Genomic DNA, 14,485 nt, shown 5'->3' on the forward strand with positions numbered 1-14,485 from the left:
CATAAATTTATCTAAGGCTTTTATATTAGATATTTTTAATAAGGATATTTTAAAGAATTTTAAATTTCTGATAAAATAAGTAAACAGGAAGTAAGGAGGTTTTATGGATCAATTTTTTAACTTTATAGATAAAGTATTTTCTATTCAAGTTTTTGGAAATTTGACTTTATATCAATTATTATCAACAATTTTAAAATATGTATTTGTTGTTATTGTTTTGTACTTTATCTATTCAATTATTAGAATAATATATTATGATGTTAGATATGCTATTAAAAAAGAGCAAATATCTGATACATATTTACAATTCATAAATCAAAATCAAGAACACAAATTTAAAGTACAAGAATATTATTATATTGGAGACAATAATACTATTGGAAGAGATGATAAAAATACTATTTGTATAAAAGACAAATTTTTATCAAGTTTTCATGCGAGAATTATTTTAGACCAAGGTATTTATTTTTTGGAAGATATGAACTCTTCTAATGGAACTTTTTTAAATGATGAAAGAATTAATGAAGCGATAGAATTAAAAAACAAGGATATTATTAAATTTGGAGAACTTAAATTCTTATTTATAAACGGTGATGAAGATGATTAAAAATGAAAATATAAATATCACCAGGCAAAGACAATATAAAAATTCTGCTTTATTTCTTTTATTTGTATTTGAATTTTTAAGTTTAAGTTTGTCAATGATTTACAATGCTAAACATTTACAAAGCAGAGATTTCTATTCTTATTTAACAATACTAATTACAACAATACTATCTACAGTTTTGGCTAATAAATTTACAAGAAGCGATAGTATTTTATTACTTATAGTAAATATGTTGTTTTCAATTGGTGTTGCTATGATTTATAGGCTAGATCCTGCTTTAGGAAAAAAGCAATTGTTGTTTTATATAATTGGTGTGGTTGTATTTTTTATTACCTATTTTATATTGCCAAAAATAAAAAATTGGGATGATTACATTATTTTTTATTTTGTAATTTCTATAGTTTTGTTTATGGCAACTTTGGTATTTGGTTTTGCATCTGGTGGTGCAAAAAACTGGATTGTAATTGGTCCTATTACCATACAACCATCAGAATTTATTAAAATTCCTTTTATATTTTTTGTGGCAAGCTTTTATACAAATTACAATAAATATAGAAAAAAAGCATTTGGTAAGTATTATTTGAATATTGGAATTTACTTTTTTATTTTGATGTTTTTTATTCAAAAAGAATTGGGAACAGCTTTAATATTTTTTGGAACAATGATTTTGACACAATTTGTTTATGAAAGAGATAGAAAGCTTATTCTTTTGAACGTAATATTTACAATTTTGGGAGCTATACTTGCATATTTTTTATTTTCTCATATTAGAGTTAGGGTACAAACATGGCTTGATCCATGGTCTGTTATTGACGATAAGGGTTACCAAATAACTCAATCATTATTTGCTCTTGCAAGTGGTGGATTATTTGGAACAGGAATAGGCTTGGGTAGACCTGATTATATTCCAGTTGCAGAAAGTGATTTCATTTTTCCTGCAATTTGTGAAGAGTATGGGATTTTTATGGGAATTGCAGTAGTTTTATTGTTCTTGATTTTAGTTTATAGGGCAATAAAAATTGCTCTTCAACAAGAAAATAAATTCTTTTCAATACTTGCTTTTGGTATAGGAGGGCTTTTTGCGCTTCAAACCTTGATAATTTTAGGTGGAGTTTTAAAACTTATTCCATTAACAGGGGTTACTCTTCCATTTATTTCCGCAGGAGGCTCCTCAATGGTATCAGGTTTTATTTTATTAGCTTGCCTACAATATTGCGGTCAAAAAATAGAAAATGGTGATGATAATGAAAAAGAAGAAAGATAAAGAAAAGCCATTTATTCAAAAAATCTTAGATATGGAGAAAAAACAAAGATTAAAAGACGAAGATAACAAACACATATTAGAAAAATCAACAATGAATAAAAGATTAATATATGTTATGATGCTTTTTATTCTTTTGTTTTTATCTATAGTTTTATATTTAGTATATTTTCAATTATTTAAAGCACAAACTCTAGCTGATAACAGTCATAATAAAAGAAATTGGGTAAATGAAAATGTAATTAAAAGAGGAAATATCTACGATAGAAATGGAAATCTTTTAGTATATAACGAAAAAGATGATAATGGAAATAACATAAGAGTTTATAAAAATGGAAAAATAAATTCGGCTTTTACTGGATATAATTCAATTAAGTATGGGAAAAGTGGTTTAGAAAAAACTTACAATAAAGAATTATTAGATATTTCAGACCAACCAACATCAAAAATTAGAGATATGGTAGAGAAATCTGGAGTAGGAAATAATTTAAATTTAACAATTGACCAAACGATTCAAAAAATTGCTTATGAAAGCTTGGGTGATCATATTGGCTCTATTGTCGTTATGGATCCAAGAAATGGAGAAGTTTTGGCAATGGTTTCAAAACCATCTTATGATCCAAACAGTCTAGACCAAGATTGGGATATGTTAATTCAAAATACAAATGCACCTTTACTTAATAGATCCAGTCAAGGAATTTATAGACCTGGTTCTTCAATGAAGATTGTTACTGCTAATGCAATATTAGAGAGTAAATTAAATACTCATTATAACGATACAGGAAAAGTTAAAATTCAAGGCTATGATATAGAAAATTATGGTGGATATTCTTACGGGAATTTAAATTTAAGATCAGCGTTTTTAAATTCTGTTAATACTTATTTTGCATCAAAAACAGATGAATTAGGTAAAGATTTTTATAAACAAATAGCTGAAAAATATATGTTCAATAAGGATTATAAGTTCGATATAGAAAAAATAAATTCCAAAATTCCATTTGATGATTTAAATCAAGTTGATTTAGCGATGACAGGATTTGGATATGGTAAGACAAAAGTTACTCCGCTTCACATGGCAATGATTGCATCTACAATCGCTAATAATGGAAAAATGATGCAACCAAGACTTGTAAAAAATGTAGTAAATAAAGATGGAAAAATAATTAAAGAAAGTGAAAGTAAAGTTATATCAGATGTTACAAGTGTAGAAAATGCTAATTATATTAGAGATTTTATGGTGGATGTTGTAAATAGAGGAACGGGAACAAATGCATACACCAGAATTGTACAAATAGCAGGAAAAACTGGAACAGCTGATAAAAAAAATGGAGCAACAGATGCTTGGTTTGTTGGATTTGCTCCAGCTTATCAACCTAAATTAGCCTTTGCTATTGTTATTGAAGATTCTGATGATACAGCAGGAATCACAGCTGCTCCAATTGCAGGAGAGTTAATTACAAGTATTGTAAATAACGTCAATCTAAATTAGAATAATTAAAAAATGCTTTGGTATAAAAAATACATCCAAAGCATTTTTATTGTGAATATATAATTATAATAAAAAATTACAAAAGCTTATTTTTTATATTAGACCAATAATGGTTTTTATTTAAAATAAGCTTTTTTAGTTCCTTATTAGAAATTCTTGTGCTTATTTTAAAACTATTTGTCTTATATTCTTTGCCATCAAACAAAAAAACTGTGTGGTAATTATCTCTTTTGCTGACGTTAATTTCGATTTCAGCATTTTTTGGCAAAATTATTGGTGCTTTTAATGACCTATTTAAACTTGAAAAAATAGGCGCAATTGGTGTAAGTTGAAAACCCTCAAGAGATTGATGCAAAATTGCTCCGTTTGATGATAAGTTATAAGCTGTTGAACCATGAGGAGTAGATATTATTAGACCATCTCCTGAAAAATTTTCTATAAAATTTCCATCAATGAAAAGCCTAAGCCTTACAATTTGATTTCTGTTGCTTTTTACTACAACTTCATTTACAGCATTAATTTTATTATTACCAATATTTGATTCGAGAATTGCAAGTTTTTCCATATAATAATTTTTTTCAGATAATCTTCTTACAAAATCTTCAATATTATCAGGATTTACTTCTTGATAGAAACCTAAGTGTCCTGTGTTTATACCTATAAAAGGAATTTGAGAAAATTTTGAAAGCTTTACAGCGTTTAAAAATGTTCCATCTCCTCCAATAACAAGGTTTAAGCAAGCGTTTGGATCATAGTTATTAGAAATTTCATATCCAAAATCTTTTAATATTGCTCTAGTTTTATTATAAATATTTTTAGTATATCTAGATTTATTTTTGAAAATATTAATCGTTTTATTCATTGTTACTTACCTTTCTTAAGATATAATTAATTATAACATAAAAAAATTTTTGAGGAAAAAATGACATATATTGAATTTAAAGCAGATAGAAAGATTAGTTTAAAAAAATTCTTGCTAGATAGGAATATTTCAAATAGGGCTTACAAAAAAATAATAAAAAATTCTATCTTGGTTAATGACAAAAAAATAGAAAAAAATATTAAATTAAATTCAGACGATAATATTAAAATAATTATTGAAGATGAAATTCTTAATTATGAGCCGATAAATAAAGAGCTTGAAATTTTATATGAAGATCAAGATATAATTGCTATAGATAAAGACGCAAATCTTACTGTAAATTCTAAAGGTCAAGAAAGTTTGGCAAATTATATTAGCTATTATTTTTGGAAAAATAATATAAAATCGCAAGTTAGATTTATAAATAGACTTGATATGAATACATCAGGAATTATTTTGATTGCAAGAAATCCTTATGCCCAAGCATATTACCAAAAATTAATAGAAAATAATGATTTTGATAAAGAATATTTGGCACTTGTAGAAGGAAATCTAGAAATAGATAAAACAATTGTTTTGAAGATAAATTATGATGAAAATAAAAAAAAAATGAAAATAGCAGATGAAGGCTATGAAATAAAAACATATTTTAAAAATATAAAATTATACGATAAATTTTCCTTGATTTATTGCAAAATTTTTACAGGCAAAACTCATCAAATTAGAATTTCCTTATCAAATTTAAATCATCCAATAATTGGAGATAAACTTTATGGTTCAAAATACAAATTGGATAGGTTTTTATTGCATTCATACAAGGTAAGTTTTATAAGATTTAGAGATGGAGAAAAAATAACGATATTATCACGACCAAATTTTGATAATTATTTAAATTCTAGCCTTTTAAGAAGCGATAGCTAATTTGCAATTATGCTTTTCATGATATATAATAAAGGTATTCCAAGGGGCAAGGTCCAAATTTAAACCTACAACATTTATAAGGGATTGCGGAGTTTTGACTTTGATGGCAAGCCTCCTTTGAGTGGAAGTCAGATATTTCAAACAGCAAACCCACCTTCACTTACGCGAAGGTATTAAATAATAGGGCCGCCTTGGATTTTTTTTATATTTTGTTGTTTTTATCCAATAGTGGGTATAAATTTATAAGAACGAAAATTTAAAAAATAAGGAGAGTTATTATGAGTATAGCTGATTATATTGAAAGTAAAGCACAAAGAAAACAAAGAGAAATTAAATATGAAATTTGGAAAATGAAAAATCACGATAGCAGAATGAGAGCTCAAGGAGCTTTGGTTGGAGCTGTTGCAGGAGTTGCTGCTGGTTTATTACTTGCACCAAAATCTGGTAAAAATTTAAGAAAAGATATAGTTAATTCTGTTGATAACACAATTAATCAAGTTAAAGATACAACAAATGATTTTGTAGAAAGTGCTAAAGAGTCATACGTTGATTTTAAAGATAGAGCATATACAGAACTACAACCAATTGAAGAAGGCTTTGAAGAAGGAAAAAAAGTAGTTAAAGATACTTATGAGAAAACAAAAGCAAATCTAAAAGATAATGCAAAAGATGTTAAAGAAGAAGCTGAAAAATTAAAAGAAGATGCTAAAGACGTTAAAGATGCTGCAAAAGAAGGCGCAAAAGAAGCGAAAAAAGACGTCAAAGAAGGCAAAGAAGAAGTTAAAGAAGTAGCAGAAGATACTAAAAAGAAAGCTGGAGAAGTAAGAAGAGCAGAAGATAAAAAAAATAAGTAAGGAGTAGATAATGGTTACCATAAATTTAAGATTAATAGGAGATATTATCTTAGTATTAGTAGGCATAATCGCTATTGTATTTCTTGCTATGTTTTTGAAAAAAGCATCAGGTTTGGTTCAATCTATTCAAAAAATTGTTGACAAAAATGAAGATAATTTAGATAATGTAATAAATAAACTACCAAACTTGGTTGATCAAGCAAATATTTTAGTAGAAAATGTAAATGGATTAGTTTCTGATCCTAACCTAAAAATGGCTATATCCAATGCAAATCTAGCTATTTCTAATGTAAGTGATATAACTGTAGATATAAAAGATACAGTAAACTATTTTGGAGAAAGCGTAATAGATACAACTGATACATTTGGAGAAGGAATTGCTTCAATAAATGATTATGCGTCATTAATTATGGATGTGTTTGATATAGTTAGAAGCGTAATATCAGGAAGATAAGGCCATCAATTGATGGTCTTTATTATTGTTTAATAATGAAAGGAGCGTATATGGCACAACCTACAATTAAAGATGTAGCAAAACTTGCAGGTGTATCAATTTCCACTGTATCAAGAGTAATGAATGATTCAAAACCTGTTAGTCCTGAAGCAAGAAAAAAAGTACTAGATGCAATTAACAAATTGGATTTTAAACCAAACGAATTAGCAAGAAGTTTGGTTATGAAAAAATCTAATCTAATTGGTGTAATAGTTGAAGATATTGGAATTGAATATATGGCTCAACTAATTAGAGGTGTTGAAGAAATTGGTCACTTGTATAAATATGATATAATTCTTTCAAGTACTTATGGAGATGATAATTCTCTAGAAAACGCAATAGACTTTTTGTCAACAAAACAAGTTGAAGGAATTGTAGTGATAAGTGAAGATATTTCTGCAGAAATTCTAGTTAAATTGAGAGATAATAAAATACCATTTTTATTATTAGATAAATTCCATGATTTCAAAAAAATAAATACTGTAAAAATAGATTATGAAAAAGAAGAATATGAATTAACAAAATACTTATATGAACAAGGGCATGAAAATATTGCTTACGTTACTTTAAAAGAACATAATTATTTAACTGATATAAAAATCAAAGGATATGAAAAATTTGTTAATGAAAATAATTTAAAATCTATTATTATAGAAGCTGATGGAAAAAATAGTGATGATGGGTATAATATTGGGGAAGAAGTTATATCTCAAGCTAAAAGTGAAAATGTAAGTGCTATAAGCTTTTATAACGATCAAACTGCGGTTGGATTTATTTCATATTGCTATGATAATAATATAAAAATTCCAGAAGATTATTCAGTAGCAGGATTTGGAAATTTTGAAATTTCTAGAGTATATAGACCAAAATTAACTACAGTTTCTATACCAAATTATGATATAGGAGCAATAGGAATAAGAGCTTTGATTAAAAGAATAAGGGGCGAAGAAGATATACTAGAAAATGATTGGGTTTTGGATGCTCAATTAATAGAAAGAGATAGTACAAAAAAGCATTAGTTGAATGTAACTTATTTAAATGTTAAAATAATAATATAATAATTTAGGAGGCAATTATGGCAGAAAGAAAAATTGTTGTAACTAACGAAACAGGTCTTCACGCAAGACCAGCAGCATCTTTGGTTCAATTTGTAAAAAATTACCCAGGTGATGTAAAATTAGTTAAAGATGGAAAAGAAGCTAACGCAAAAAGCATTTTCAATGTTATGAGTCTTGGAATTTCAAAAGGTACAGAAATTGGTATCATAGTTGAAGGCGAAGACGAAGAAGCATTTGCAGATAAATTAACTGATTTTATAGATAACTTATCAGAATAATTAATTAAGGGGTACATCAAGTACCCCTATATTTTTATAATAGAAAGGAAATTTAAGATATGTCTAATAAACTAAAAGGTATTATAGCTTCAAATGGAGTTGCTATTGCAAAGCTTTTTCTATTTAATAAAGAAGAATTAGTTATTGATAAGTCAAATATTAGTGATCAAGATAAAGATTTACACATCAAAAAAGTAGAAGATGCTATCAGTTCCTATTTCAACGACTTAGATTACAAAGAAAAAAATGAACAAAATGAAGAAGTTTTAAATATTGTTAGAGCTCATAAGGAATTATTACAAGATCCTTATTTTGTAGATACAATCAAAGAAAAAATTCAAAATGAAAATAAAAATGCTGAGCTTGCAACAAATGAAACAGTTGAGCAAATGGTAATGGTTATGTCAGCTCTAGAAGATGAATATTTAAAAGAAAGAGCTGATGACTACAAAGATATAGGATTTCAAGTTCTTTGCAAAATTAAAAATGTTGTACCTAAAGATTTGTCAAAATTAGATGAAGAATGCATTATTATTTCTAAAGAACTTACACCTTCTGATACATCAAATATGGATAAGGAAAAAGTTTTGGGTTTTGCAACAGACCTTGGAGGAAAAACTTCTCACGTTTCAATAATTGCACAAAACTTAGATATTCCTGCACTTGTAGGTATGCAAGATGTTTCAAGTAACATTAAAGGCGAAGAGCTAGCAATAATTGATGGAAATCAAGGAATTTTAATTGTAGATCCTAGCGAAAAAGAAATAGAAGATTATAAAAATTTAATTGAAAAGGAAAAAGAAGAAAAACAAAGACTTGAAAAAGTTAAAAATCTAGAAGCTAAAACTTTGGATGGTAAAGTTTGTGAAGTTTCTGCAAATATTGGAAATATTGAAGATTTAAAAGTAGCAATTGAACATGGTTGCGATGGGGTTGGTTTATTTAGAACAGAATTTTTATATATGGAAAATGATCATTTCCCAACAGAAGAAGAACAATATGAAGTTTACAAAGAAGCTACACAAATGCTTGGAGAAAAACCTTTGGTTGTAAGAACCTTAGATATAGGTGGAGATAAGGGACTTGATTATTATGATTTCCCAAAAGAAGAAAATCCATTCTTAGGTTACAGAGCAATTAGGTTTTGCTTAGACCACCAAGATATTTTTAAAGACCAATTAAGAGCTTTACTAAGAGCATCAGCTTATGGAAATTTAAAAATAATGCTTCCTTTTGTAATTTCAACTGATGAAATAAAACAAACTAGAATAATCCTTGAAGAATTGAAAAAAGATCTAGATAAAGAGGGAATTGCTTATAATAAAGACATAGATCTTGGAATTATGGTTGAAACATCAGCTTCAATTATTATGGCAGATAAATTAATAAAATATTCTGATTTCTTTTCAATAGGAACAAATGACCTCACTCAATATACCTTAGCTTGTGACAGGGGAAATGAAAATATTTCAGATATTTATAACAATTTCAATCCAGCAGTAATTAGATCTATTAAACATGTTATTGATGAAAGTCACAAAGCTGGAAAATGGACCGGAATGTGTGGACAATTTGCCTCAGATACAAAGGCAACAAAACTATTGTTAGGACTTGGATTAGACGAATTTTCAGGCTCAGCTTCAAAACTTCCAAAAGTTAAAGATATTATTTTAAATTCTAATTTTAAAGAAGAAGAAAAATTTGCCTTAACTATTTTAGATTTAGAAGATGTTAAAGATGTTGAGGAGTCAATAGAAAAACATAATTAATGGATAAAAAAATGAATGATAAATCTCTAGATATTATTAAAAGAACCAAATTTTTTACAGATAAAATTAAAAATATATCTTCAATTGAAGATATTTCATCTAATAAAATTAGAGTGATTTCAAATGAAAAATCTTATGTTTTGGGTTTGTATTCGATGGATGATTTTGATAAATTAAAAAAAGAAGAAATTATTAATAATTATCTAAAAAGTATAGATTTATTAGATACTTTGGATTTATTTGAAATAGGAATAATGCCAGATATTAACAAATCTTACAAAATATTTGAGTACAGGGATGAAATTTCCTTGGGAGATTATTTAGATAAGCTTAAAAAAGATGAAATATATAATATTGGTATAAAATTTGGTAAAATTCTAAAAAATATTCATATCAAAAAAATTGATGAGTATGATGGATTTGATTGGTATAAAAATGTAGATACAAAAGTCAATTTCTTACTTTATAGGCATGGGTTAAATAAGATTAATGATAATAACGATTATATTTTGATTGATTATTTGACTTCAAATAAATATATATGCAAAAATACTGCCTTTAATTCTTTGTATCAAAATATAAGTGAAAAAAATATTAGGATATTTGATGATGGAGAAATTGATATTAGAGGTCTAAAAGAAATTAAAATTGGCGATGGAGTTAGTGATTTTGTAAATATAAATAAAATTGCTATAAAATATCCTGAATTTGCCAAAGGAGTTCTTGATTCTTATCATAACGATGAAGTGATTTCAAGAAAATTTTATAGGCTATTAAGTTTCTATCAAGTTTATTATATTCTAGAATCTTTGGTTGATATTAGAGATAAAAAAGAACCGTATTTAAATGAGCAAGAAATCGAAGCTATTTTAAATATGTATGATAATTTTTCAGAAATCATTCCTACATGGGCAAAATAAACTTTATAAAGAGGCTAAGAAAGTATATTTTCTTAGCCTTTTAATTTTTTTTGAAATAAAAAATGAATTTCCATTTATTGTAGAAAATTAAAAAATATGATAAAATTTATATAAATATTTACAAAAGGGAAAGATAGTATGGTAAAAAATTTCAAAAAAGTTTTTAATATTGGATTTAATTCAATATTATTAGCATTCGGCTTATATTTTTTTTTAGTTCAACATAATATTGCACCAGGTGGTGTTACTGGAATTTCTTTAATTATGGCAAAACTTTTTAATTTTTTCACGGTTGGACAATGGTATTTAATTTTAAATATAATTTTATTTATTATGGCTTTTTTACTTATGGGAAAAGATTTTGGAAAAAAGACGGTCTTGTCTGCATCAATAATTTCTTTGGCTATAATGTTTTTTGAAAGATATTTTCCACAAACAATTTTAACTGATGATTTGATAATAAACGTATTCTTTGGTGCAGGTATTGTATCTTATTCTTTAAGTTGTATTTTTTTTAATGATGCATCTTCTGGAGGAACAGATATAATTGCTGCAATCATAAATAAATATTTTAATATGACGGTAGCAAAATCTTTATTTATAATTGACTCTCTTGTAGTTTTGATGGCAGTCAAAGAATTTGGAGTAGAAACTGCTTTGTATGCGGTTTTATCTGTTATTATTCAATCATTTGGTTTTAATTATTTCATACAAGGATTAGGAAGAAAAATTGCCATTACTGTTATTAGTGATTATAGTGATGAAATTAATAAAATGATTTTGGGTAAATATAGAAGAGGAGTAAGCCTTTACAAAGCAGAAGGGGGTTTTTCTCATAAAGAAAGAAATATAATACTAACTGTAGTTCCTTTTAGAAAATACATACCTATTAGAGATGATATATTAAAAATTGACAAAAATGCATTTGTTTTTACTCATGCTATATCAGAAGTGCTAGGAGAAGGATTTACATATCAAGTTTTTGAATAATTGGGAGTGATTTAAATTAAAAATTTAAAAATAAAAAGATTTAATAAAAATAAGGCATACATACAAACAAAGTATGGCGATGCTGTAATTGATAAAAATCAAGTAAAAGAATACAAACAAGGCGATGAAATAAAGACATATATTTATTTTGACAAGAATAATACTTTAAGAGCAAGCTTAAATCTTGATATTCAAAGTGGAAAAATATATAGTCTAAAGTGTATAGATGTCAAAAAAAATGGCGCATATTTTTTATACCAAGATAAAATAAAATTATTAATGCCAGCTAGTGAGAAAACTTATAGAGTTATAAAAGATATGACTTATCCAGTTGGACTTATCATAGATGATCAAAATATGCCAATTCTTACAAGCAAAATTAGAGATATGTTATCGTTTGACCATGATTTTAAAGAAAATGATATTGTTGAAGGAAGAATTTATTCTATAAATAAAAATATAGGAGCTTTCATTGCAATTAATAATCAATTTGACTCGTTAATAAGAATTAAAGAATTAAATGGAGTTCATATTGAGGGAGAACTTTTGAAATTAAGGGTCAAAGAAGTAAGAGAAGATGGAAAAATTGAATTATCTAATAGAAAAAGGTCTTATCTTGAAATAGATGATGATTGTCAAAAAATTTTAGATTATTTAGAAGAAAATAATGGTTTCTTAAATTTGGGAGATAAGTCATCTCCTGATAAGATTTATAAAATATTTGGATTTTCAAAATCTGCCTATAAAAGAGCTATAGGTAGGCTTTATAAAGATAAATATATTAAGATTTATCCAAAAAAAATACAATTATTGGAGAGGTAAAATGACAGAAAAAAATAACGATATATTAGCAGAAGTAAATGGTAAAAAAATTAGTCAAAAAGAAGTTGTAAGCTTTATTACACAAATGCAAGGTGGACAACAATTTTTGAATCCACAAGGAATTCATCAAATTACAGACGAATTAGTTAATCAAGAATTAATGTATATAGATGCATTAGAAAATAAACTAGACGAAGATGAAGAATTTACCAAAGAGTTAGAAATAACAAAGGAAAATATGCTCAAAAATTATGCAATGCACAAATTATTTGAAAGCATAGAAGTAAGCGACGAAGAAATTAAAAATTATTATGATAACAATAAAGAAGTAGTAAAAAAACCAAAATCTTACAGAGCAAGTCATATTTTAGTAGATGATGAAGAAAGTGCCAAAAATATTTTAAATGAAATAAATGATGGTTTAAGTTTTGAAGATGCTGCTAATAAATATTCAAAAGATAATGGTTCAAAAAATGGAGATTTGGGAGAATTTCCTAAAGGAACTATGGTTAAAGAATTTGAAGAAGCCCTTGATAAACTAGGAGAGGGAGAAATTTCAAAACCAGTAAAGACACAATTTGGTTATCATATAATAAAATTAGACCATACACATGATGAGTATTTACCAGAATTTGATGAAATAAAAGATAGAATTCATGATACACTTTTGATGATAAAAAGACAAGAAAAATATTTAGAAAAAACAAGAAAAATCAAAGAGAAGGTAGAAGTTAAAAAATATTACTAAGAAGGAAATTTTATGGAAAAGTCGAATTATTCCAATAAGCTAAGGGCAATTTCAAAAGATTTAAGTGAATATATTAAAGTAATTGATGATAAAAAATCACTTATAAAATTTGTTTTGTCAAAAGCTAAGGAAAGAAAATTAGTTATACTTTTAATAAATGATTGTTATTATATAAAAAATGAAAATTCGAAAGCTGTTTTACACCTAAATATTAGTGATAAAATAAACCAATCTTCTTTTATTAAAATTAAGGAAGATGAAGATTTTTCATTTGAAACAAATTTAAATCCAACTGAAATAAGCGGGATTTTATCGATAACAATGCTACTTGAAGAAGGTATAAATAATTTTGATATTTTATTAACAAATAATTATATAAATGATTATAATAAAGATTTTTCTGTTTTAAGATCCGTTATAAGATCAAAAAATATTATTAATTTAAATTTAAATGAATCTGATTGCATAGCAGAAAGTTTCGCTTCACATACGATTAGTACAGTTGGAATTCCTATAAATAGGAAAGAAATTGACGAAGAAAGTTTCTTAGAAAATAATTTAATTTATAGAATAAGTCTTAAAAATATAGCTGGCGATAATTTTTCTAATGATTTCAATAATGTTTTCAAAAATACAATAAAAATGTTGATGACTTTTATTAGAAAAATAAAATCAAAAGTTGATTTAGATGTAATTAATATTGAAGGCGGAGGTAAGCACGACAAAACACCATCTTATTGTTTTGTAGACTTAGTTTGTAAAAATGAATTCGAAAATGATTTATTGGATGTATTTTATTTATTTGAAAGCGAATATTTAACTGCAAATTTAAAAATTGAACCAAATTTAAAATTTGAAATTAAAAAAATAGATAAATTAAAATTTTATCCAATGACTCAAGAATCATACAATCACATATCTTCTTTCGTTGAATTATCATTAAATGGAACATTTTCTGTAGATAGTAATACAAAAACTACAATCTCTTCTTCGGTATTAACAAAAGTAAGAACTTCAAGTTATAAATTAAATGCTGTTATGATTTTTAGATCCTTATCTGAAGAAAGTTTAAGCAGAATGTTAGAACAAACTAAGCTCGCTAGTGATATTAATGGAGGAGAATTTACAAATAGGTTATCAATTCCTTCATGGCAAAACAAAGAAAATGATCTGGCTCTTATATTTAAAGATACATATGATTATTTATATAAGAGCAATTTAGAGATAATAAAAACACAATATTCTTTAGACTGCAACCTGATTTTTTATAAATTTAATGTTAATATGATATCAATTGGGGTAAAATATAAACAAGTGGATATGATAAATTCTGCTTGTGATTTTAAAGATATTTTAAAAACTTTTTCTTTAATTAAGGAAGTTTTATTTAAACTAAATAAAAATTTGGAGTGA

The 14,485-nt window shown here is 26.0% G+C and carries 15 protein-coding genes, 1 other RNA gene and 1 pseudogene; 16 read left to right on the forward strand and 1 reads right to left on the reverse strand.

Annotated elements, in window-relative coordinates:
* Nucleotides 1-103: 103 nt before the first annotated feature.
* Genes HMPREF0078_RS03495 through HMPREF0078_RS03505 form a run of 3 tightly spaced genes read left to right on the forward strand, consistent with a single transcriptional unit; the run spans nucleotide 104 to nucleotide 3,357 of the window.
* Nucleotides 104-607, forward strand: coding sequence for an FHA domain-containing protein (locus HMPREF0078_RS03495; protein WP_004838732.1), 504 nt, complete (start codon nucleotides 104-106; stop codon nucleotides 605-607).
* The gene (locus HMPREF0078_RS03500; protein ID WP_004838733.1) at nucleotides 594-1,871 is read left to right on the forward strand and encodes an FtsW/RodA/SpoVE family cell cycle protein; all 1,278 of its coding nucleotides are present in this window, start codon (nucleotides 594-596) and stop codon (nucleotides 1,869-1,871) included. Before HMPREF0078_RS03495 ends, HMPREF0078_RS03500 begins: the two co-directional genes overlap by 14 nt.
* Entirely contained in the window at nucleotides 1,852-3,357 is a 1,506-nt protein-coding gene (locus HMPREF0078_RS03505) for a peptidoglycan D,D-transpeptidase FtsI family protein (RefSeq protein ID WP_039920479.1), read from the forward strand. The genes HMPREF0078_RS03500 and HMPREF0078_RS03505 overlap by 20 nt, the downstream gene beginning before the upstream one ends.
* A gap of 76 nt (nucleotides 3,358-3,433) precedes the next feature.
* Here HMPREF0078_RS03505 and HMPREF0078_RS03510 read toward each other — a convergent pair whose 3' ends face one another.
* Nucleotides 3,434-4,219: an NAD(+)/NADH kinase gene (locus HMPREF0078_RS03510; protein WP_004838735.1), complete on the reverse strand. Its 786-nt coding sequence runs from the start codon at nucleotides 4,217-4,219 to the stop codon at nucleotides 3,434-3,436.
* 60 nt (nucleotides 4,220-4,279) lie between these two features.
* Here HMPREF0078_RS03510 and HMPREF0078_RS03515 point away from each other — a divergent pair, with 60 nt between their 5' ends.
* From HMPREF0078_RS03515 to HMPREF0078_RS03565, 13 genes and pseudogenes are all read left to right on the forward strand, one after another.
* Entirely contained in the window at nucleotides 4,280-5,140 is an 861-nt protein-coding gene (locus HMPREF0078_RS03515; protein ID WP_004838736.1) for an RluA family pseudouridine synthase, read from the forward strand.
* A gap of 33 nt (nucleotides 5,141-5,173) precedes the next feature.
* A non-coding RNA gene (gene ssrS, locus HMPREF0078_RS08990) (6S RNA) lies at nucleotides 5,174-5,342 on the forward strand.
* A 76-nt stretch (nucleotides 5,343-5,418) separates the two neighbouring features.
* Nucleotides 5,419-5,994, forward strand: a complete 576-nt coding sequence (locus HMPREF0078_RS03520; RefSeq protein ID WP_004838737.1) for a YtxH domain-containing protein — start codon at nucleotides 5,419-5,421, stop codon at nucleotides 5,992-5,994.
* Nucleotides 5,995-6,004: 10 nt separating this feature from the next.
* Nucleotides 6,005-6,448: a hypothetical protein gene (locus HMPREF0078_RS03525; protein WP_004838738.1), complete on the forward strand. Its 444-nt coding sequence runs from the start codon at nucleotides 6,005-6,007 to the stop codon at nucleotides 6,446-6,448.
* A 50-nt stretch (nucleotides 6,449-6,498) separates the two neighbouring features.
* The gene (locus tag HMPREF0078_RS03530) at nucleotides 6,499-7,506 is read left to right on the forward strand and encodes a LacI family DNA-binding transcriptional regulator (RefSeq protein WP_039920481.1); all 1,008 of its coding nucleotides are present in this window, start codon (nucleotides 6,499-6,501) and stop codon (nucleotides 7,504-7,506) included.
* A gap of 56 nt (nucleotides 7,507-7,562) precedes the next feature.
* Nucleotides 7,563-7,823 carry an HPr family phosphocarrier protein gene (locus tag HMPREF0078_RS03535; RefSeq protein ID WP_004838740.1) on the forward strand — a complete coding sequence of 87 codons (261 nt, stop codon included), beginning with the start codon at nucleotides 7,563-7,565 and terminating at the stop codon, nucleotides 7,821-7,823.
* Nucleotides 7,824-7,882: 59 nt separating this feature from the next.
* Nucleotides 7,883-9,592 (forward strand): phosphoenolpyruvate--protein phosphotransferase, encoded by a 1,710-nt coding sequence (gene ptsP / locus HMPREF0078_RS03540; protein WP_004838741.1) that lies wholly within the window; start codon nucleotides 7,883-7,885, stop codon nucleotides 9,590-9,592.
* Nucleotides 9,593-9,603: 11 nt separating this feature from the next.
* Nucleotides 9,604-10,512, forward strand: coding sequence for a kanamycin kinase (locus tag HMPREF0078_RS03545; RefSeq protein WP_229028441.1), 909 nt, complete (start codon nucleotides 9,604-9,606; stop codon nucleotides 10,510-10,512).
* A 138-nt stretch (nucleotides 10,513-10,650) separates the two neighbouring features.
* Nucleotides 10,651-11,502 carry a YitT family protein gene (locus tag HMPREF0078_RS03550; RefSeq protein ID WP_004838743.1) on the forward strand — a complete coding sequence of 284 codons (852 nt, stop codon included), beginning with the start codon at nucleotides 10,651-10,653 and terminating at the stop codon, nucleotides 11,500-11,502.
* Between the two features lie 30 nt (nucleotides 11,503-11,532).
* Nucleotides 11,533-11,670 (forward strand): annotated as a pseudogene (locus HMPREF0078_RS09330) (RNA-binding protein); the annotation flags it as partial.
* A 111-nt stretch (nucleotides 11,671-11,781) separates the two neighbouring features.
* The gene (locus tag HMPREF0078_RS03555; protein WP_004838744.1) at nucleotides 11,782-12,324 is read left to right on the forward strand and encodes a S1 RNA-binding domain-containing protein; all 543 of its coding nucleotides are present in this window, start codon (nucleotides 11,782-11,784) and stop codon (nucleotides 12,322-12,324) included.
* A 1-nt stretch (nucleotide 12,325) separates the two neighbouring features.
* A complete protein-coding gene (locus HMPREF0078_RS03560) occupies nucleotides 12,326-13,072 on the forward strand; it encodes a peptidylprolyl isomerase (RefSeq protein WP_004838745.1) in 747 nt (248 codons plus the stop codon).
* A gap of 12 nt (nucleotides 13,073-13,084) precedes the next feature.
* On the forward strand, nucleotides 13,085-14,485 hold the full coding sequence (locus tag HMPREF0078_RS03565) for a zinc-binding metallopeptidase family protein (protein ID WP_004838746.1): 1,401 nt from the start codon (nucleotides 13,085-13,087) through the stop codon (nucleotides 14,483-14,485).

The sequence above is a fragment of the Anaerococcus vaginalis ATCC 51170 genome (genome assembly GCF_000163295.1).
Lineage (GTDB): Bacteria > Bacillota > Clostridia > Tissierellales > Peptoniphilaceae > Anaerococcus > Anaerococcus vaginalis.